The organism is Mycobacterium sp. TH-M11 (genome assembly GCF_057473725.1).
Genome location: NZ_JBYCLD010000061.1, coordinates 14,300 through 33,806 on the forward strand (window position 1 = coordinate 14,300; position 19,507 = coordinate 33,806).

At 65.5% G+C, this 19,507-nt stretch carries 19 protein-coding genes and 1 pseudogene; 7 read left to right on the forward strand and 13 right to left on the reverse strand.

Annotation, left to right across the window (positions count from 1 at the left end; all coding sequences use genetic code 11):
* The first annotated feature begins 3 nt into the window (after nt 1–3).
* Nucleotides 4–1,722 carry a thiamine pyrophosphate-dependent enzyme gene (locus AC2VOG_RS02330; RefSeq protein WP_486938303.1) on the forward strand — a complete coding sequence of 573 codons (1,719 nt, stop codon included), beginning with the start codon at nt 4–6 and terminating at the stop codon, nt 1,720–1,722.
* 21 nt (nt 1,723–1,743) lie between these two features.
* Here AC2VOG_RS02330 and AC2VOG_RS02335 read toward each other — a convergent pair whose 3' ends face one another.
* From AC2VOG_RS02335 to AC2VOG_RS02350, 4 genes are all read right to left on the reverse strand, one after another.
* On the reverse strand, nt 1,744–3,012 hold the full coding sequence (locus tag AC2VOG_RS02335; RefSeq protein WP_486938304.1) for a hypothetical protein: 1,269 nt from the start codon (nt 3,010–3,012) through the stop codon (nt 1,744–1,746).
* 31 nt (nt 3,013–3,043) lie between these two features.
* Nucleotides 3,044–3,292, reverse strand: coding sequence for a metal-sensitive transcriptional regulator (locus AC2VOG_RS02340; RefSeq protein WP_486938320.1), 249 nt, complete (start codon nt 3,290–3,292; stop codon nt 3,044–3,046).
* A gap of 84 nt (nt 3,293–3,376) precedes the next feature.
* Complete coding sequence (trxA, locus tag AC2VOG_RS02345) at nt 3,377–3,751, reverse strand: thioredoxin (RefSeq protein ID WP_486938305.1); 375 nt, start codon at nt 3,749–3,751, stop codon at nt 3,377–3,379.
* Nucleotides 3,752–3,807: 56 nt separating this feature from the next.
* Nucleotides 3,808–4,188, reverse strand: coding sequence for a carboxymuconolactone decarboxylase family protein (locus AC2VOG_RS02350; RefSeq protein ID WP_486938306.1), 381 nt, complete (start codon nt 4,186–4,188; stop codon nt 3,808–3,810).
* Between the two features lie 363 nt (nt 4,189–4,551).
* Between AC2VOG_RS02350 and AC2VOG_RS02355 the strand changes: the two genes are divergently transcribed.
* Nucleotides 4,552–5,154 carry a mycothiol-dependent nitroreductase Rv2466c family protein gene (locus AC2VOG_RS02355; protein WP_486938321.1) on the forward strand — a complete coding sequence of 201 codons (603 nt, stop codon included), beginning with the start codon at nt 4,552–4,554 and terminating at the stop codon, nt 5,152–5,154.
* A 235-nt stretch (nt 5,155–5,389) separates the two neighbouring features.
* Here AC2VOG_RS02355 and AC2VOG_RS02360 read toward each other — a convergent pair whose 3' ends face one another.
* The 7 genes from AC2VOG_RS02360 to fadD3 all read right to left on the reverse strand — a co-directional run bounded on the left by AC2VOG_RS02360 (nt 5,390) and on the right by fadD3 (nt 14,494).
* A complete protein-coding gene (locus tag AC2VOG_RS02360; protein ID WP_486938307.1) occupies nt 5,390–7,327 on the reverse strand; it encodes a serine/threonine-protein kinase PknD in 1,938 nt (645 codons plus the stop codon).
* 22 nt (nt 7,328–7,349) lie between these two features.
* Entirely contained in the window at nt 7,350–8,450 is a 1,101-nt protein-coding gene (gene pstS, locus AC2VOG_RS02365) for a phosphate ABC transporter substrate-binding protein PstS (RefSeq protein WP_486938308.1), read from the reverse strand.
* A 292-nt stretch (nt 8,451–8,742) separates the two neighbouring features.
* Nucleotides 8,743–9,924: a pyridoxal phosphate-dependent aminotransferase gene (locus tag AC2VOG_RS02370; protein WP_486938309.1), complete on the reverse strand. Its 1,182-nt coding sequence runs from the start codon at nt 9,922–9,924 to the stop codon at nt 8,743–8,745.
* A gap of 10 nt (nt 9,925–9,934) precedes the next feature.
* On the reverse strand, nt 9,935–10,888 hold the full coding sequence (gene ipdE2 / locus AC2VOG_RS02375; RefSeq protein ID WP_486938310.1) for an acyl-CoA dehydrogenase IpdE2: 954 nt from the start codon (nt 10,886–10,888) through the stop codon (nt 9,935–9,937).
* Nucleotides 10,885–11,841 carry an acyl-CoA dehydrogenase family protein gene (locus AC2VOG_RS02380; protein WP_486938311.1) on the reverse strand — a complete coding sequence of 319 codons (957 nt, stop codon included), beginning with the start codon at nt 11,839–11,841 and terminating at the stop codon, nt 10,885–10,887. The genes ipdE2 and AC2VOG_RS02380 overlap by 4 nt, the downstream gene beginning before the upstream one ends.
* Nucleotides 11,838–12,971, reverse strand: a complete 1,134-nt coding sequence (locus AC2VOG_RS02385) for an acyl-CoA dehydrogenase family protein (protein WP_486938312.1) — start codon at nt 12,969–12,971, stop codon at nt 11,838–11,840. The genes AC2VOG_RS02380 and AC2VOG_RS02385 overlap by 4 nt, the downstream gene beginning before the upstream one ends.
* A complete protein-coding gene (gene fadD3, locus AC2VOG_RS02390) occupies nt 12,971–14,494 on the reverse strand; it encodes a 3-((3aS,4S,7aS)-7a-methyl-1,5-dioxo-octahydro-1H-inden-4-yl)propanoate--CoA ligase FadD3 (protein ID WP_486938313.1) in 1,524 nt (507 codons plus the stop codon). The genes AC2VOG_RS02385 and fadD3 overlap by 1 nt, the downstream gene beginning before the upstream one ends.
* A 68-nt stretch (nt 14,495–14,562) precedes the next feature.
* On the opposite strand from fadD3, the gene ipdE1 reads away from it, so the two are divergent.
* Genes ipdE1 through fadA6 form a run of 4 tightly spaced genes read left to right on the forward strand, consistent with a single transcriptional unit; the run spans nt 14,563 to nt 18,257 of the window.
* Nucleotides 14,563–15,708 (forward strand): acyl-CoA dehydrogenase IpdE1, encoded by a 1,146-nt coding sequence (gene ipdE1 / locus AC2VOG_RS02395; RefSeq protein ID WP_486938314.1) that lies wholly within the window; start codon nt 14,563–14,565, stop codon nt 15,706–15,708.
* The gene (gene ipdF, locus AC2VOG_RS02400; protein ID WP_486938315.1) at nt 15,705–16,493 is read left to right on the forward strand and encodes a (5R,7aS)-5-hydroxy-7a-methyl-1-oxo-2,3,5,6,7,7a-hexahydro-1H-indene-carboxyl-CoA reductase; all 789 of its coding nucleotides are present in this window, start codon (nt 15,705–15,707) and stop codon (nt 16,491–16,493) included. Before ipdE1 ends, ipdF begins: the two co-directional genes overlap by 4 nt.
* Nucleotides 16,490–17,101, forward strand: coding sequence for a TetR family transcriptional regulator KstR2 (gene kstR2 / locus AC2VOG_RS02405; protein ID WP_486938316.1), 612 nt, complete (start codon nt 16,490–16,492; stop codon nt 17,099–17,101). The genes ipdF and kstR2 overlap by 4 nt, the downstream gene beginning before the upstream one ends.
* Complete coding sequence (fadA6, locus tag AC2VOG_RS02410; RefSeq protein WP_486938322.1) at nt 17,097–18,257, forward strand: steroid 3-ketoacyl-CoA thiolase FadA6; 1,161 nt, start codon at nt 17,097–17,099, stop codon at nt 18,255–18,257. Before kstR2 ends, fadA6 begins: the two co-directional genes overlap by 5 nt.
* Before the next feature lies 1 nt (nt 18,258).
* On the opposite strand, the pseudogene AC2VOG_RS02415 reads toward fadA6, so the two are convergent.
* Nucleotides 18,259–18,524 (reverse strand): annotated as a pseudogene (locus AC2VOG_RS02415) (CDGP domain-containing protein).
* 92 nt (nt 18,525–18,616) lie between these two features.
* On the opposite strand from AC2VOG_RS02415, the gene AC2VOG_RS02420 reads away from it, so the two are divergent.
* On the forward strand, nt 18,617–18,814 hold the full coding sequence (locus AC2VOG_RS02420) for a hypothetical protein (RefSeq protein ID WP_486938317.1): 198 nt from the start codon (nt 18,617–18,619) through the stop codon (nt 18,812–18,814).
* Here AC2VOG_RS02420 and ipdC read toward each other — a convergent pair.
* On the reverse strand, nt 18,785–19,507 hold a 723-nt coding region (gene ipdC / locus AC2VOG_RS02425; RefSeq protein WP_486938318.1), incomplete at its 5' end, for a (3aS,4S,5R,7aS)-5-hydroxy-7a-methyl-1-oxo-octahydro-1H-indene-4-carboxyl-CoA dehydrogenase. The two genes, AC2VOG_RS02420 and ipdC, sit on opposite strands and share 30 nt — an antisense overlap.

Consider the following 19,507-nt stretch of genomic DNA (forward strand, 5'->3'; position numbering starts at 1 on the left):
CCATTGCCTACCGTCGCTTCAACTATCGTCTCGGCCCTCGTCGATCTGGGAGTTCGGCAAGTATGGGGGGTCGTCGGCGACGCGCTGAACCCCATCACCGACGCAATCCGCCGCGAGGACCGGCTGGAATGGGTCGGGGTGCGTCATGAGGAAGTTGCGGCGTTCGCGGCGGGAGCGCAGGCGCAACTCACCGGAACGCTAGGAGTGTGCATGGGAACTGTCGGCCCAGGCTCCTTGCACCTGCTCAATGGTCTGTACGACGCGAAGAAATCACATGCCCCGGTGCTCGCCATCTGCGGGCAGGTCCCGACTGCGGATATCGGCAGCAATTTCTTCCAGGAGGTCGACAACGACGCAGTCTTTGCCGGCGTCAGTGAGTTTCACGAGACGGTCACCAACCCAAGCCAGATGCCGTACCTGCTCGAGCAAGCGGTCAATACCGCACTTGCTCGCCGAGGTGTCGCGGTACTGACCATCCCCGGCGACATGGGAGAACAGCCCGTATCGCAATCCCGCGCCACATTCGCCGTGTCCCGCGCGGGCCAGTCGCCCGACCCGGGCGATATCCAGCTCGCCGCCGACACGTTGAACCGGGCCGAGAAGGTCGCGCTTCTGGTCGGATGCGGTGCGCGCGAGGCGCGTGACGAAGTGCTGGCAACAGCCAAGGCATTGGCAGCGCCCATGGTGCTGACGTTGAAGGCAAAAGCTGGATTTGACGGCGAAAACCCTTACCAATTAGGGCAAACGGGCCTCATCGGCAACCCCGCCGCCCATCTCGCGCTGCATCAGGCCGATACGTTGCTTCTCATCGGCACCGACTTCCCGTATCGCGACTGGCTCCCGCATGACAAGACCGTCATCCAAATCGACACGCGCCCAGAGCATATCGGTCGGCGCGTGTCGGTGGCAGTTCCAGTCGTCGGAGATGCCAAACGGACCCTGGCACAGCTGCTGCCACAACTCACTGCACGGTCTGACACCGGGTTCCTGGACCGGCACCGTCGTGAATTCGAGCTGTGGCACTCCGCGCAGCAGCGGCTCGCCGACCCCGACCACGATCGCAAATTGCTGGGACGGATCCGCAAGCACCTCGACAACCCCGAAGAGCTGATCCGGCCGGAACTGGTTGCCGCTGTGCTCGACGCTGCGGCCGCCGATGACGCCGTCTTCACCTCCGATACCGGGATGGCCACCGTGTGGTTGTCGCGCTTTATCGAAATGCGCGGTAGCCGCGCCCTTCTGGGGTCGTACAACTTGGGTTCGATGGCCAACGCCATGCCACAGGCACTCGGGGCCGCGGCGCTGGACCGTTCTCGGCAGGTGATTGCCTGCTGCGGCGACGGGGGCCTGATGATGTTGCTCGGCGACCTGCGTACCGCGGTCACCTATCGGCTGCCGGTGAAATTCGTGGTCTTCAACAACGGCCGACTCGGCATGGTCAAACTCGAGCAAGAACAAAGTGGATTGCCGGAGTACGGAACGCAACTCGACAACCCCGATATCGCCGCCGTGGCCCGCGCCATGGGGTTGGAGTCTTCGCTGGTTGTCCGACCCAACGAGGTATCAGATGCGGTAGCAGCGGCTTTGGCGTACGACGGCCCTTATCTGCTGGACATTCGAACCAACCCCGACGAAATTTCGATCCCTCCCAAACCTACCGTCGAGCAGGGCTGGGGCTTCGCAATCGCCAAGCTCAAGGAAACCCTGAACAGCCGAACCTGAGTTGGCGACGGGCCCCCGTCGTCAATGCCAGCGTGCCTGATGACCGGCGTGTGTACCCAAATACGCTCCGGGGCCGAATAGCTCGTCGTAGAAGTCGGTGTCGAGATGCTGCGCCTGCAGGTACATGAGTACGTGTACCGTCGGCATCGTCCCGGGTATTTTGCCGAAGGTGTCGTAGATGTAGGACGCTTCGGCAGTCACCATCTCCTGGATTCCAGCCGGCGGCAGGGCCGAGCCGCGCACTTTGGCGGTATCCGACCAGGGACCCGGCGTCTCGGCGTGAAATGGTCCGCCAGGTCCGAACTTTCGGGCGACCAGCTTCTCCACCCCGGCCGCGATCGACGGCACATGCGGCGGGCTCAGGGTCTCGAAGAAGCCCGGCAGCCCAGTCGCATTGGGGAACGGCCAGCGGTCGTCGTGGTCGGCGACAAACCCCAGACCGGGGGCTCGCGGGTCACCGGAGCCGCCCAGCACCGACAACCGGTCGAGCCCGTCATACGTCCAGCCACCGAGACCCATCGCCTGCAATGCCAGCACCCCGTTGTTGGTCGCGATCGCCAGTTCCGCGCTTGCCTCGGTGATCGTGTACTGCTCGACGAATGACAACGGCAGTGGGTCATCGGCATGGTCGAGCGATGTAAAGCGTTCTAGGCCAGGAATTTTGCGGCCGTTGATATCGTCGGTTACCGGATAGCCGTTGGCGGCGAAGAACCACAGGTTCTCCATCAGGTGTTCGGCGAGATCGGCTGCGGGAAAGGCCAGTAGGCTGCCCGGGTGGTTGCCGATCCAGGTGTTGTGACCCTCCATGTACGGCTCTTCGCAGGGCAATTCGAGCCGGGTGTCCGAAATCTGAACATAGGAATTCGCGGTGTGGCCAATCCATCCTTCGATGCTGTCGAATTCGCGCGGAGCCTCGTCGCGGCTGGGCAACAGGTAGGTTCCAGTGTCGTCGCTGAAAAACAATTGGCTGGTGTGAAACCCTGCCGCCGACGGGAAGCTTCGGCCCGTCGCGCTCCCCGAGTAGTTCGGGAACGACGGCGCATAGCCGGGATGGTGAGTGATGCCGAAGTTCCAGCCCGTCACCCCGCCGGTCACCGCGATGACCAGTGCCCGTTCCACTTCCGACAGCGGCTGGACGGGCCGTCGGCTGGTATAAGCCAGCGCGCCGTCGGGAATCCGGCCGCCGACCGGAAACCGGCGCGATCTGCGACCGGTCATCGCGGCCAGCAACGGAAACCGTGCGACGTCGGCCAGCGCGGCGCGTTCGTGGTCGGAGATAACCAGGCTCACGCCACGATTGTCTCAGCCTGACGGCGTGCGCTCACGCCAAGGACAGAAAGAGCTTTTCGAGCTCGGCCTCGGTCAGCGGTGCCGTTGCGCCCGCTTCCGCGCCGGTGATGCAGTGCCGCATGCCGGATGCGATGATCTTGAAGCCGGCGCGATCCAGCGCCCGCGAGACCGCCGCCAGCTGTGTGACGACGTCTTTGCAATCGCGGCCTTGCTCGATCATCGAGATGACTCCGCCAAGCTGCCCCTGCGCGCGCCGTAGTCGGCTGAGCACCGCATTCATGTTTTCGACATCGTCAGTCACGTAAACCTCCATGGCTTTGGCCCAGTATAGCCTGCCCCGGGGGGTATGCGCTTTCCGCCGCCGTCAGCTCCGTGCGGCGGTCTTTCGCTCGGCAATCTTGGTGCGGACCATAGCCATATCGAGTTCTTCGACCTGGCTGATCAAATCCTCCAGCGCGGCTCTCGGCATGGCGCCGGCCTGGCTGTAGACCAGGATGCCTTCGCGGAACGCCATGATGGTCGGGATCGAGCGGATGTTGACAGTTGCCGCCAACTCCGGTTCGGCCTCGGTGTTCACCTTGGCGAACACGACAGCGGGGTGTTCTTGCGCGGCGCGCTCGAAGATCGGCGCAAACGCCCGACACGGACCGCACCAGGGCGCCCAAAAGTCGACCAGTACGACGGGGTTGTCGACGATGGTCGACTCGAAATCCGTTGCGGTGAGGTTTTTTACAGACATCGACCGTGTTCCTTCTGATGGTGTTGGGTTGACTGAGGGGTAAGTGGTGCCCGGCTTCACCGGGCGGGCTGCTGGTTGTCATCGTGAGCGGCATCGGCGAATTCGCAGAATGCCGTGTAGGCGCGCGCCCCGTAAATGGTGGCGGGTCCACCATGCATCAGGATGCTCACGCCGATCGCCTCGGCGGCCTCCTCTTTCGAAGCGCCTGCTCGAGCCGCTCCCCGGGCGTGGGACGCGATGCAACCGTCGCATCCGGCGACGACGCCGATGGCCATCGCGATCAGTTCTTTGTGTTTGGTCTCCAAGGCGCCCGCGGCCAGCGCGGCCTTGCCCATCTCGTTGAATCCCCGGTACACGTCCGGGATCTTCTGCCGCAGCTCACGGTGTTGCGGGTTGAGGTCGCCGAGAACGTCGTGGTAGTGGTTGTTGGTTGTCATGCCCTTTACAATAGCGATACCCCTGCGGGTATTCCCGGACGCCCCATGACGGAGGAGTGAGCGATGGCCACCGGACGACACCGAAACCGTGTCCGGCAGGCGCCGGCGTCAATCGTCTACCTCACCAACGAATACGAACTCGCAGACTTCGGCGTCGCCGGAATGGGTTTCGCCGATAAATCGCCGGAAGGAAACCCTGCAGAATACCCCGCCGGGTATAGTAGGAGGTGGCGCCGCAGGGCCTCGCGCGTATACGGTGGGGCGTATCACAAGGGCAGTCACCTACGACTTGGCGCCTACGCAAGCGCGGGCTGGATCGCTCGTGTTCGGACCTAGAAGGAGTAGATGTTGACCGACGAACGCATGCAGGACCACTCCGCGCGTGCGGTGAGCCTGTGGCTGGATCCGGTGTGCCCGTTTTCGTGGAACACCGCCCGTTGGATTACCGCCACCGCGGACCGGGCCGGTTTCGACATCGACTGGCACATGATGAATTTGGCGGTTCTCAACGAGGGTCAGGAATTGCCCCCGCCCCAGCGGGCCCGCATGGACGATTCTCGACGGGTCGGGCGCCTGATGGCCGCACTGCACGACGAGTTGGGTGCCGGGGTGCTCGGCAAGGCCTATATCGCCTTCGCCGAGCAGTACTTCGATCACTCAGCGGCCGTCGATGCCGACCTGGTCGACCACGTCACCCGCGCGGTGGGTGCCGAACGAACCACCGCGGCGGCGTTGGACAACGGCGCGCTGGACGCTACGGTGACGCGGTTTCATCAAGCCAGCCAAGACGCGCTGGGCGACACCGGCGGCAGCCCGCTACTGTCCATCGACGGGCATACGGTTTTCGGGCCGGTGTTCACCGCCGTGCCGGCCGAGGACGAGGCGCTGGCGCTGTTCGACGCGGTCACCGTGTTGGTGCGCGCCCCGCAGTTCAGTCAAATCAACCGTCCCCGCACCCACGGCTGAGCGAGTTGCCATGTGTTATCCCGTTCGATGCCGCACATGCGGAAAGACGACGTGGGGTGGTTGCGGTTTGCACGTCGAATCAGTCAAACGGCAAGTGCCGCCGGGGCAATGGTGCGATGGCCACCCCGACGGGCAAACCACTCGCCCACGCGGCATTTTTGGATTGGCCCGCAGCGGCAAGAAGTAGGGAACTGTCTCTAAGTCGCTGTCATACAACACGTTTCGACGGAACTGATCAGTGCGGCAACGCGACCACTCGGTCGTTGCCGCGGTCGGCCACGTAGACGGTCCCGCTACCCGCGACGGCGACCGCCAACGGGGTGCTGAGGCCGTTGAAAGGCAGTGCGGTCGAATCAACTGCGCCCACAGCTAGTTTCGCGACTTTGTTGGTGTCATGCTCGGTCGCGTAGACGTTGCCGCTGCTGTCGACCGCCACGCCCCACGGCGCGCTGAGGTCGGTGAAGGGCATGACAACCTGCGCGCTTGATCCGGTGGCCAGCTTCAACAGCCGGTTGTTGTCGGTATCGGCGACATAGACATTGCCCGCGCCGTCGACAGCCACGCCGTCGGGATCGCGAAGGCCGTCGAACGGCAATACTGTTTGGTGGTTGGACCCGGCTTGTAACTCGACCACCCGGTTATTGCCCCGATCGGCGACAAAGACGTTGCCCTGAGCATCGACAGCTACCCCCTCGGGATAGTTGAGGCCATCGAAGGGCAGCACGGTCTGCTGCTGCGCGCCCGCGTCCAGCTTGACCACACGATTGTGGAAGTCCGTCACATACACCGCGCCGGATTTGTCCACCGCCAGAGCCTGGGGTTGGTAGAGGCCCTCGAACGCCAGCATCGACGGCTTGGTCGATCCAGGAGTCAGTTCCAACACCCGCCCGTACATACTTTCGCTGGTGATGTAGACGTTGCCGGTGCCGTCCACCGCTACCCCGCTCGGCGAAAGCCGAAAGTCCAGGCCGTCGAACTGCAGCGCGTGCTGTCCGGAGGATGTCGACGCGTTGGTGACTGATGGGCGGCTCACCAGGTACGCGGCGCCCCCGAGCGCCGCGGCGAGCACCGTCGCCGCGACGCCCACGACGATCCACCTCGTGCGCTTGCCGTTCGGGTTGGACTTATCCGGCGGGGTGGAGTTGGGCGCGTGGGCCGGAACTGACGGGTTCCCAGCCAGGAGCGACGACGAGGGACTGGCCGGTCTGGCCTCGTAGAGGGCCGTCGTGGAGCCGTGGTCCACCCGCGGCGCACCGCCGACGGCCGCATGGCCGTTGGACAGGCTCCCTTGCTTGCCGTGACGCAGAATCGTGGTGGCATCGTGCTGGTCGGAGATGGTCAGCGCATCGTGAGCGTCGCTGGCCAAGGCGCCGGCGGTCGCGTAGCGGTCGGCGGGATTCTTGGCCATCCCCTTGGCGACCACCCGGTCGAGCGCGGTCGGCACGACACCGGGGCGCACTTGGCTGGGTCGCGGCGGCGCTTCCGTCAGATGCGCACCGATCAACCGCTCGATGCTGTCGCCGCGGAACGGTGGCGCACCGGTCAGGCACTCGCTCAGCACACAGGCCAGCGCATACACGTCGGAGCTGGAAGTGCACGCGTCGCCGGTGAAACGCTCCGGGGCCATGTAGTAGTAGGTGCCTATCGTCATCCCGGTCTGGGTGAGCCCCGGGTCGCTGGCAGCACGCGAAATCCCGAAGTCGACCAGATAGGCAAAGTCGGTGCTGGTGATCAGAATGTTTGCGGGCTTGACGTCGCGATGCGTCACCCCGATGGCGTGGGCGGCGTCCAGGGCTTCGGCGATCTGTCGCACGATGGCCACTGCTCGGGGCGGCGACAACTGGCCATCACGGTGAAGCACCTCGCTCAGCGAGATCCCGTCGATCAACCGCATGTCGACGTAGAACTGGCCGTCGATGTCTCCGTAGTCATGGATGGGCACCACATGCGGTTCGGTCAGCCGGCCCGCGGCGTCCGCCTCGCGCTGCATTCGCATGCGGAACACCGGATTGGTGGAGAATTGCTCGGAGATCAGCTTCAAGGCCACCACCCGCCGTTTGCGGGTGTCTTCGGCCGCGTAGACCTCGCCCATTCCGCCGCGGCCGATCAACTGCGTCAGTCGGTAGGGCCCCAACTGGCGACCCACCTTTGAATCCGGGAACTTGCCGCTCACAAGCCATACCCCCTTCGATCGGTCACGAGATCGCGTCGACTGCCGACGCCAGTTTCGACTTCAATGCCTCCGGCATTGGAATCGATCCGTACTGTTCCAAGCCCTGTTGGCCAGGGCCGATAGCGGCCTGCATAAAGGCTTTGACCGCGGTGGCGGTGGCGGGATCCGGGTACTTCGAGCAGACGATCTCATAGGTCGCCAACACGATCGGATAGGCACCGGGCTGGGTGGGCTTGTAGAACGACGACGTGTCGAGCACCAGGTCATTGCCGTCACCCTGGAACTTGGCACCGGCAATTGTCTTGCCGACAGACTCAGGGGTGATGGGCACCGCCTCGGGACCCGCCGATGTGACGATCGCGACCATGTTCAACTGTTTGCCCACCGCGAACGACCACGCGTTGTAAGCGATCGACCCTTCGGTGGCCTCCACCAGTGCCGACGTGCCGTTGTTACCGTTGGCACCCCGGCCGACACCCCCGTTGAAGGTCTCGCTGACGCCCTTACGCCAGGCGCCGTTAGATGCGGCTGCGAGGTATTTCTGGAAGTTGTAGCTGGTCCCCGATTTGTCGCTGCGGTAGATCACCTGGATGGGGGTCGCAGGTAGCGTGATATCCGAATTGAGTGCCTGGATCGCCGGGTCGTTCCAGGTGGTGATTGTGCCGTTGAAAATCTTGGCGGTCGTCGGGGCGTCCAAGCTCAGCGAGCTGACGCCGTTGAGGTGATAAGTCAGGGCTATGGGGCCGAATACCGTCGGCAGCTCCCAGGCGGGGGAACCACACCGGGCCGCGGCTCGGTCGGGTCCGCCGTCGGACGGATTCATCGGCACGTCGGAACCTGCGAAGTCAGTTTGGTCGCTCACAAAGTGCGCGAGCCCGGCCGTGGAGCCGTCGGCGTCGTAATCGAGGGTGTAGCCCGGGCAGGCGCGGACGTAGGCGTTGACGAACTGTTCGATCGCGTTCTCCTGGGCAGTGGAGCCGCTGGCGTGCAGCTCCTTCTTGCCGCCGCATTGCACGTGTCCAGGACTTGATGCGTTACTGCTGCCGTTGCTGCCACACCCCGACAACACCAGCGCGCAGATAGCAAGCGAGCTAAGCCCAGCACGAAATCTGTTGCTGTGCAATGGGAACTCCTTTGGCGTAACGGGACGACCACTGTGTCGGTGAGTGGACCCGCGCGATCCGGCGTCACGCGAACGCGGCCTCCTGGCCAACTGTCGGTGACTATATAAAAGGTTTCTGGAAGTCACCTGGGCGTGATCTGCGGAATCGGTGAAGGAAGACGGCCGATGCGTGGATGAAACATCTGGTTCGGTTGGCGGCTCTCAGGATTTCGTTTGTGGTTCACCTGAGCCCGTTCCGCAGGAGCCGGGCGGGCATCGCGCCGATCGTGATCAGCCTTGTTCGTCGGCGGCCTTACGATCCACCACCGTTTCGAATAGGCAGCCAGGCACCCAAGCGTCGCAGCGCTTCCGCGATGTCGTGTGAGGGCCCCGCGAAGGACAGCCGGACATAGGAGCCACCACGTTGCGGGTCAAAGTCGATGCCGGGCGCAATCGCTACTCCGGTGTCGGCCAACAGCTTCGAACAGAACACCATTGAGTCGTCGGTGAGATGGGAGACGTCGGCGTACACGTAGAACGCGCCGTCGGTGGGGGCCAGCCGGTCGATGCCGATGCGCCGCAGACCGTCGAGCAGTGCCGTGCGGTTGGCGGCGTACTGGTGCAGGTGCCCTTCGGCTTCCTGGACCGACTGTGGCGTGAACGCCTCGACCGCGGCGCGCTGAGACAATACGGGAGGGCAGATGGTGAAATTGCCGGTCAGACGGTCTACCGCCCGACGAAGCTCGGCCGGCACCAGCAGCCAGCCCAGCCGCCAACCCGTCATCGCGAAATATTTGGAAAAGCTGTTGACCACAAACGCATTTCGTGACGTGCCCCAGGCGCAGCTGGTCGGTGGGGCGCCGTCGTAGACAAGTCCGTGGTAGACCTCGTCGCTGATCAACCGCGCGCCAGTCTCGTCGCACCAGGACGCGATCGCGGCGAGCTCCTCGGGCGGGATGACCGTGCCGGTCGGGTTGGCGGGGCTGGCCACCACCACACCCTGCACCGGTGGGTCGAGTTCGGCCAGCATCTGCGCGGTCGGCTGGAATCGGGTCTCGGGTCCGCATTCGATCACCACAACCTCGCACCCCAGCGCCGACAGGATGTTGCGGTAGCAGGGATACCCGGGGCTGCTGACCGCCACCCGGTCGCCGACGTCGAAGCAGGACAGGAACGCCAGCAGAAAGCCCCCGGACGAGCCCGTCGTGACCACCACGTCGTCAAGGTCTACCTGCACGCCGTAGCGGTCCAGATACGACGCCGCGATCGACGACCGCAATTCCGGAATACCCAGCGCCACAGTGTAACCGAGCTGGTTGCGGTTCAGCGCGTCGACGGCGGCGGTGCGCACCGGCTCCGGAGCCCCGGCGCTCGGCTGACCGGCCGATAGGTTCACCAGATCGCCGTGGCTGCGTTGCCGCTCGGCAGCCGCCAGCCAGACATCCATCACGTAAAACGGCGGAATTCCGGCGCGTAGCGCGACCCCATCGGTCATGACGGTAAGGCTAGAACACTTCGGCTTCCAGCCGGCGCAAGTGATCGCGCGGCGGACCCAGCAGTTGCGAACTGCCATGTGCGCGTTTGAAGTACAGCTGCATATCGTGTTCCCAGGTGATCGCGATACCGCCGTGCAACTGGATACCCTCGGCCGCCACCGTGCTGAACGCCTCGCTGGCCGTCACACGGGCCAGCGCCGCAGAGGTCGGCGACAGCGCGACATCCGCTGGTTCCAAGGCCTCATAAACCACGGCGCGAGCGGCCTGGACGGCGACATAGAGGTCGGCCATCCGGTGCTTGAGGGCCTGGAAGCTGCCGATCGCCCGGCCGAACTGCTGCCGCTCTTTGGTGTAGGCGACGGTCAGTTCCAGACAGCGGGTGGCCGCGCCGACTTGTTCGGCGGCCAGCAGGATCGCCGCCGCGTCGGCGAGCCCGGGATCGGCGCCGATCGGCGTGGTGCTGACCGGAGTCAGCCGGGCCAGCCGTCGGGTCGGATCCATCGCAGCGACGGGTTGGGCGCTGAACTCGGTCCACCGCTCGAGTTTGCCGTCGACGGCCTCGATCACGATATCGGCAGCGTCGCCGTTGATCACATAGTCGCGGTCGAACACCGCCGCGCCGATCATCGCGCCCTCGGCCAGCGACCCGAGCGTGTCCGTGTCGGGTTCGTCGGCGGCCAGTAGTGCGAGTTCGGCCAGTGTGGTGCCGAGCAGCGGGCTGGGCACCAGGTTCTTACCGAGTTCCTCGACGACGACGGCCGCATCGCCGAGGGTGCCGCCGGCGCCGCCGAATTCCTCGGGCACGATCAGCGCGGCGGCGCCGACCTGTTCGCACAACAGTCGCCACAGCGATTCGTCATAGCCGCGTTCGGATTCCATCGCCGCGCGGACGGCCGCTGGGGACGCGTGCTTGCCCACCAAGGCCGCGACGGTCTCACGCAGCAATTCCCGCTCGTTGGTCACAGCGCCTCCAGAACCCTTCGCCGGTGGGTGGCCGGGTCGCCCCAGGCCGGTCGCAGCGCCTGTACCCGCAGCAGCCACAGCGACAGGTCGTGCTCGGCGGTGAAGCCGATCGCGCCGTGGGTCTGCAACGCCGACCGCGCCGCCAGCAGGGCAGCGTCCGATGCGGAAGCCTTGGCGGCGCTGACATCTCGCGCGGTGTCAGGAGCTGCATCGGCCAGCGACAGCGCGGCGCCGTACACCAGCGGGCGAGTCAACTCGAGCGCGACGTGAACGTCGGCCAGCTTGTGCTTGATCGCCTGATACGAGCCGATGGCGCGGCCGAACTGGGTACGCTGCTTGGCGTAATCGACCGCGGCGTCCAGTAGTGCCTGGCCGGCTCCGAGCAGTTGAGCAGCGGTGGCCAGCGCGCCGAGTTCGTAGGCGCGCGGCACGTCGGCCTGCCAGTGCGCATCGGTGGCCTTGACGGCGAACAGCTTTCGGCTGGGGTCGACTGACTCGTGCTGCTCGGCGGCCCTCGCTTCGCTGACCGTTCCGTCCGGGTCGGCGAGCAGGGTCAGGCCGGCGGTATCGGCGTCGACGGCGCGCGGCACGTGTGGAGGAAGGGCGACCGTGGCGATCAGATCACCCGACGCGAGCGCCGCGCTGCGTTCGTCGTCGGCGAGCAAAACCGGTGCTACCGCAATCGATTCGGTCACCGGACCAGGCACCCCCCAGCGGCCGAGTCGTTCCAGCGCGACGACGAGATCGGCCGGGTGGGCCTCGACGCCGTCGAACCGCTCTGACACGGCCAGCGCGGTGACGCCGAGGTCGGCCAGTAGCCCCCATACTTTGCGACCCGGCCCGGTGTCGCCGCGCGCCCAGGCGCGCACCGCACCCGGTATATCGGCGGCGGCCAGCGCCGCGTCGATGCTGGCGGCGAAGTCACGCTGCTGCTCGTCGAGATCAAATCTCATTTGGCTTTCTCCCGGGGCAGTCCCAGCAGCCGCTCGGCGATGATGTTGCGCTGGATCTCGTTGGTACCTGCATAGATCGGACCACCAAGGGCGAACAGCAGTCCGTCGGTCCAGGCATCCGCAAGTTCGCCGTCGGCGCCGCGGATCTCCAGCGCCGTCTGGTGTAGCGCCACGTCCAGGTCTGACCAGAACACCTTGGTCACCGACGACTCGGCACCCAGTTCACCGCCGCCCGCCAGTCGGGTCACGGTGCCGAAGGTGTGCAGGCGATAGGCCTGCGCCTTGATCCAGGCATCGGCAACCTCATCTCCGAACGGACTGTCTCCCTTGGACTTCCACACTTGGGCAAGGCGCTCGGCCGACGCCAGGAATCGGGCCGGGCTGCGCAGCGACATACCGCGTTCGTTGCTCGACGTACTCATCGCGGCCCGCCACCCGTCGTTCACTGCGCCGATCACGTCGGCGTCGGGCACAAAGACGTCGTCGAGGAAGATCTCACCGAACCCGGTGTCGCCGCCGAGCTGAGCGATCGGCCGGACGGTGATGCCATCGGCCTTCAGGTCGAACATGACGTAGGTCAAGCCGCTATGCCGCTGCGCCTCGGGATCGGAGCGGAACAACCCGAAAGCTCTGTCGCCAAAGGGCGCTCGCGAGCTCCAGATCTTTTGACCGTTGAGCAGCCAGCCGCCGTCGGTACGCGTCGCGGTCGAGCGCAGTGAAGCCAGGTCGCTACCGGCCTCCGGCTCCGACCAGGCCTGCGCCCAGATCTCCTCGCCGCTGGCCATTTTCGGCAGGATTCGATCCAACTGCTCTTCGGTGCCGTGTGAGAACAGCGTCGGCGCCAGCATCGAGGTGCCGTTGGCGCTGGCCCGCCCCGGCGCTCCGGCGCGGAAGTACTCCTCCTCGTAGACCACCCACTCCAACAAGCTCGCGTCCCGGCCGCCGTACTTCTCCGGCCAGGTGATCACCGAAAGTCCGGCGTCGAAAAGCACCTTGTCCCAATCACGATGCTGCTCGAAACCCGCGGCCGTGTCGTAGGAATGTGTGGGAAACGCATGCCGGTGCGACGAGAAGAACTCGCGCACCTCCCGCTGGAACGCCAGCGTCGCGTCGTCGAATTGCAGATCCATTACGCCATCTCTCGCAGTAGCGGTTTGACCACCTTGCCGCCCGCGTTGCGGGGCAGCGCCTCGACAAACCTCACCGAACGTGGGGCTTTGAAGTTCGCCAAATATTCGCGGGTGTAGTCGATCACCGATTTTTCGTCGAGCCCCGAATCGGCCCGCGTCACCAGAAAGGCTCGGCCGACTTCGCCTAGTCGCTCGTCGGGAACACCGATCACCGCGCAGTCCACCACACCGTCGAGGCGCGTCAAGACTTGTTCGATCTCGGCGGGGTAGACGTTGAACCCGCCGCAGATGTACATGTCCTTGAGCCGGTCGGTGATCGCGAGATTGCCGGCGGCATCAAGCTTTCCGATGTCTCCGGTGTGTAGCCAGCCGTCGGCGTCGATCGCCGCGGCGGTGGCGTCCGGGTCGTCGAGATAGCCGAGCATCACGTTGGGCCCACGCAGGAGCACCTCACCGGTCGCCTCCTCGATCCGCACCTCGAAATGGGCAATGGGCCGCCCGCAGGTGGTGGAAACCGTGACCGCGTCGTCGTCGGGGCGGCACATGGTGCCCATCCCGTTGGACTCGGTCAGACCGTAGGCGGTCAGCACGATGTCGAAGTCGAGTTCGTTCTGCATCCGCTCGATCAGCACCACCGGTACCGTCGCGGCGCCGGTGACCGCGAATCGCAGTGAGCTCAGGTCGTAGTTGCCGCGCGAAGGATGGTCGAGCAGCGTCTGGTAGATCGTCGGCGGCCCGGGCAGCACGGTGATTCGATGTTCGGCGACCGTGCGCAAGGCCTGCTCGGCGTCGAAGGTCAACTGGGGGATCAGGGTGGCGCCGGTCTGCAGGCACGCCAGGATTCCGGCCTTGTAGCCGAAGTTGTGGAAAAACGGGTTGATGCACAGGTAGCGGTCGTCGCTGGTGATTGCGCCGATGGCCGCCCACGCCGCGGACCCGTTCAGCGACTGCCGGTGTGCGCACAGCACGCCTTTGCTGCGGCCGGTGGTGCCGGAGGTGAACAAGATGTCGGACAGGTCGTCGGGCCGGACCGCCGAGGCCCGGGCATCGGCGGCCGCCACATCGCACCCACGGCCGATGAACGCGTCCCACGTCCCGTCGTCGGCATCCACGGGCACCTGCACGATGTGCCGCAGCTGCGGCAGCGTCGAGCGGTCGAGGTCGCCGACTCGGTGGGCCCCGAGGAATTGCCCCATCGCCACCAACAGCGGGGCGCCGGTGCGGGCCAGGATGTCGGTGGCCTCGGCCGCGGTGTAGCGGGTGTTCAGCGGTACCACTACGGCCCCGGCGTAGTGCGCGGCCAGGCAGGCGACCACCCAGTGCCAGGTATTCGGCGACCAGAGCGCGACCCGGTCGCCGGGGTTCACGCCGAGACTGATCATGGCTGCCGCGGCACGACGCACCTCGTCGCGTAGTACGGCGAAAGTGAGGGTCCGATCCGCGGTGACCAGCGCGTCGTGGTCGGGCAGTTCGCCTGCGGTGTGCTCCAACGCCGCAGGAATGGTCTGCGGGTGGCTCGACATCGAACTCCTCAGTGCTGATTGCTAGCGCCGGGCTAACAAGCAAGTGCTTGGTAGGTTAGCCTACTAGGGTGCAAGGCGTCGAGGAGTTCCGGGCCGAGGTCCGCGACTGGCTGGCCGAGAACCTGGTCGGCGAATTCGCTGCCCTCAAGGGGCTCGGCGGGCCGGGTCGTGAACACGAAGCGTTCGAAGAGCGGCGCGCCTGGAACCAGCATCTCGCCAAGGCCGGGCTGACGTGTCTAGGGTGGCCGGTCGAACACGGTGGCCGCGGCCTGTCGGTGGCGCACCGGGTCGCGTTCTACGAGGAATACGCGATCGCCAACGCGCCCGCCAAGATCAACCACTTCGGCGAGGAACTGCTGGGCCCGACGCTGATCGCGTTCGGCACGGCTGAACAGCAGCAGCGGTTCCTGCCGCGGATCCTCGATGTCACCGAACTGTGGTCGCAGGGCTACTCCGAGCCCGGCGCCGGCAGCGACCTGGCCAACGTGTCCACCACCGCGGTGCGCGACGGTGACCAGTGGGTGATCAACGGCCAGAAGGTGTGGACGTCGCTGGCGCACTGGGCGCAGTGGTGTTTCGTGGTCGCGCGGACCGAGAAGGGCTCGCAGCGCCACGCCGGGTTGTCGTACCTGCTGGTGCCGCTCGACCAGCCCGGCGTCGACGTCCGCCCGATCATCCAGCTGACTGGGGACTCCGAGTTCAACGAGGTGTTCTTTGACGACGCCCGCACCGATGCCGACCTGGTGGTCGGCGAGCCCGGTGACGGCTGGCGGGTCGCGATGGGAACGCTGACGTTCGAGCGCGGTGTCTCGACGCTAGGTCAGCAGATTGTCTACGCCCGCGAGCTCAGTGCCGTGGTCGATCTCGCCAAAAAGACTGGCGCGGCAGAGGATCCGCTGATCCGCGAACAGCTGACCCGCTCCTGGGCCGGCCTGCGGGCGATGCGGTCCTACGCGCTGGCGACGATGGACGTCGAACAACCCGGGCAAGATAACGTCTCGAAGTTGTTGTGGGCCAACTGGCATCGCGAGCTCGGCGAGATCGCGATGGACGTGCAGGGCAAGGCCGGCCTGGTGTTGCCGGGTGGTGACTTCGACGAGTGGCAGCGGCTGTATCTGTTCACCCGCGCCGACACCATCTACGGCGGCTCCAACGAGATTCAGCGCAACATCATCGCCGAGCGGGTGCTCGGCCTACCCAGGGAGGCTCGATGACGCTGGCCGTCGCGCCGAAAGAAGTTGCCGGACACGGGCTGCTGAAGGACAAGGTCGTGGTCGTCACGGCTGCGGCCGGCACCGGAATCGGCTCGGCCACCGCCCGGCGGGCGCTGGTGGAAGGTGCTCACGTCGTCGTCTCCGACCACCACGAACGACGGCTCGGCGAGACCCGCGACGAACTGACCGCGCTCGGTCTCGGCCGGGTGGAGAGCGTGGTCTGCGATGTCACCTCCACCGCGCAGGTCGACGCGCTGATCGCCTCCACCACAGCACGACTGGGCCGCCTCGACGTGCTGGTCAACAACGCCGGTCTGGGCGGCCAGACGCCGGTCGTCGACATGACCGATGACGAGTGGGACCGCGTTTTGAACGTCACCCTGACCTCGGTGCTGCGCAGCACGCGGGCGGCGTTGCGGTATTTCCGCGACGCGGACCACGGCGGCGTCATCGTCAACAACGCCAGCGTGCTGGGCTGGCGCGCCCAGCACTCGCAGTCTCACTATGCCGCGGCCAAGGCCGGTGTGATGGCATTGACCCGTTGCAGCGCAATCGAAGCCGTCGACTACGGGGTGCGGATCAACGCGGTGTCGCCGAGTATCGCGCGGCACAAGTTCCTCGACAAGACCAGCTCGAGCGAACTGCTCGACCAGCTGTCGGCCGACGAGGCATTCGGCCGGGCCGCCGAGCCGTGGGAAATCGCTTCGACTATCGCGTTCCTGGCCAGCGACTACTCGAGTTACCTTACTGGAGAAGTGATTTCGGTGTCGAGTCAGCACCCATGAGCGAGCCTCCGAACAGTCGGCGCGACGAGTTGCTGGAACTCGCCGCGACGATGTTCGCCGAGCGCGGATTGCGCGCCACCACCGTGCGCGACATCGCCGACAGTGCCGGCATCCTGTCCGGCAGCCTGTACCACCACTTCTCCTCCAAAGAAGAGATGGTCGATGAGGTCCTGCGCAATTTCATGGACTGGCTTTTCGCCCGCTACCAGGAAATTGTTGATAACCAACCGAATTCGCTGGAACGGCTCAAGGGTCTGTTCATGGCGTCGTTCGACGCCATCGAGCATCGGCACGCCCAGGTGGTCATCTATCAAGACGAGGCCAAGCGACTGCTGCCGCAGCCGCGGTTCTCCTATCTCGAGGACCTGAACAAACGTCAGCGCAAGATGTGGGTCGACGTGCTGCACCAGGGCATCGAAGAGGGCTACTTGCGCCCCGATCTCGACGTCGACTTGGTGTACCGCTTCATCCGTGACACCACGTGGGTGTCGGTGCGCTGGTATTCCCCCGGCGGACCGCTCACCGCGCAACAGGTGGGGCAGCAATATCTCGCCATCGTCCTCGGCGGAATTACCAGAGAAAGAAGTGTTGAGCATGGCCTCCATTAATCAGGCATACGTCATTGACGCCGTACGAACCGCAGTGGGCAAGCGCAACGGTTCACTGGCCGGGGTGCATCCGGTCGACCTGGGCGCGCTCGGCTGGCGCGGACTGCTCGACCGGGTCGACATCGACCCCGCTGCCGTCGACGACGTGATCGCCGGCTGTGTCGATGCCATCGGCGGGCAGGCCGGCAACATCGCCCGGCTCTCCTGGCTGGCGGCCGGCTATCCCGAAGAGGTTCCCGGTGTCACCGTGGACCGGCAGTGTGGTTCCAGCCAGCAGGCCATTTCCTTTGGCGCACAAGCCATCATGGCGGGCACCGCGGACGTCATCGTGGCCGGCGGCGTGCAGAACATGAGCCAGATCCCGATTTCATCGGCGATGATCGTGGGCGAGCAGTTCGGGTTCACGTCGCCGACCAATGAGTCCAAGCAGTGGCTGCACCGCTACGGCGACCAGGAGATCTCGCAGTTCCGTGGCTCGGAAATGATCGCCGAGAAATGGAACCTGTCGCGCGAGGAGATGGAGCAGTACGCGCTGACCAGCCACGACCGTGCGTTCACCGCGATCCGCGGCGGCCACTTCGACAACGAGATCATTGCCGTCGAAACCGAATCCGGTGCGTTCCGGGTCGACGAAGGCCCGCGTGAATCGTCGCCGGAGAAGCTGGCCGGCTTGAAGCCCTTGGTCGAAGGAGGCCGACTGACCGCCGCGATGGCCAGTCAGATTTGCGACGGTGCCAGCGCCGTGCTGTTGGCTTCCGAGCGAGCGGTCAAGGACCACAACCTCACGCCGCGGGCGCGCATCCACCACATCAGCGCCCGCGCCGCGGACCCGGTTTTCATGCTCACCGGGCCGATCCCGGCCACCCGCTACGCGCTGGAGAAGACCGGTCTGTCCATCGACGACATCGACACCGTCGAGATCAACGAGGCATTCGCGCCGGTGGTGATGGCCTGGCTCAAGGAGATCAAGGCCGACCCGGAGAAGGTCAACCCCAACGGCGGCGCGATCGCACTGGGTCACCCGTTGGGTGCAACTGGGGCAAAGCTTTTCACCACCATGCTCAATCAACTCGAGCGCACCGGCGGCCGTTACGGCCTGCAGACGATGTGCGAGGGCGGCGGCACCGCCAACGTCACGATCATCGAGCGGCTGTAGCTCAGTCGATGTGCCCGGGCGGGTCGGCCATACCGGGCCCGATTGTTTCGCAGCTCTTTTCGGGTATCAGGAATGAGCTGGCGCCCTGGTATGACAGGTGAGTCGTCATTACACAACGCTGCCAGGTGCCGTCGGATTGGATGGGTCCGTCGCACTTGTTGATCACGCCAGGGGCAGAGATGCATCCGGCGCGGGCCGGCGGGCCGAGTCGACCAGAACTCCAGCCATCAGCAGGACCGCACATCCTCCGACGATGCAGCGCTTCATGGTTGCCTCCCGTCCACCACGTGACGTTACCGCCTGGCCAGGCCGCCGTTGCCGGTTCCGGCGTCGATTTACGGTTGCCGAACGTGTAACCAGTGCTACTCGAGAGCGGGATTTTCGCACTGGTTACACGTTCGGCGCGAGATCCCGGCGATGATGTCTTCGACGTCGATGCGGACGTGGCCAGAATGGGCGAACCGATTCCGCCGATGTTCTGGTTCCGCGACCCGACCGGGCACACCCTGATGGTCGTCGAGGCTCAGCTACTCCACGAAGGCCGTCGCGGCCTGTAGGTGCTTGACGGCGTCGGAGACGATCGCGTCGATCAATTCCGCGCAGGACGGCAGGTCCTCGACGATGCCGGCCACCTGGCCGGACGCCAGCACCCCGGCGTCGGTGTTGCCCTCGACCAGGCCGGCTTTGAGCAGCATCGGCGTGTTGGCCGCCATCAGCACCTGCGACCAGGTCAGCTGCTTACCGTGCCGCATCGCCAGGCCGTCGCGAATCATCGACGCCCAAGTCATCTGCGACATCTTCTTGAACTTGCCGGCGTTACGCACCGCCGCGGCGAAACCCCTTGCCCGCGAGCCGCTTTCCAGCTTCTCGACCAAGCCGGTGCGCAATACCCGGTGCGGCATGCCGTCGACGCGGGTGGTGACGACGGTGCCGTCGAGTGCGGACTGCAGGTAACGCTGCTTGACCGCGTCGGGCACGGTGGAATCCGAGGTGAGCAGGAACCGGGTGCCCATAGCCACCCCGGCCGCCCCATACGACAGCGCTGCGGCCAGGCCGCGGCCGTCGAAGAACCCGCCCGCGGCGATCACCGGAATGCTCACGGCGTCGAGCACCGAGGGCAGCAGCAGTGTCGTAGCTATCGGCCCGGTGTGCCCGCCGCCTTCGCCGCCTTGGACGATCACCGCGTCGGCGCCCCAGGAGGCCACCTTGCGGGCGTGCTTGGCCAGGCCGACCGACGGAATCACCACGGA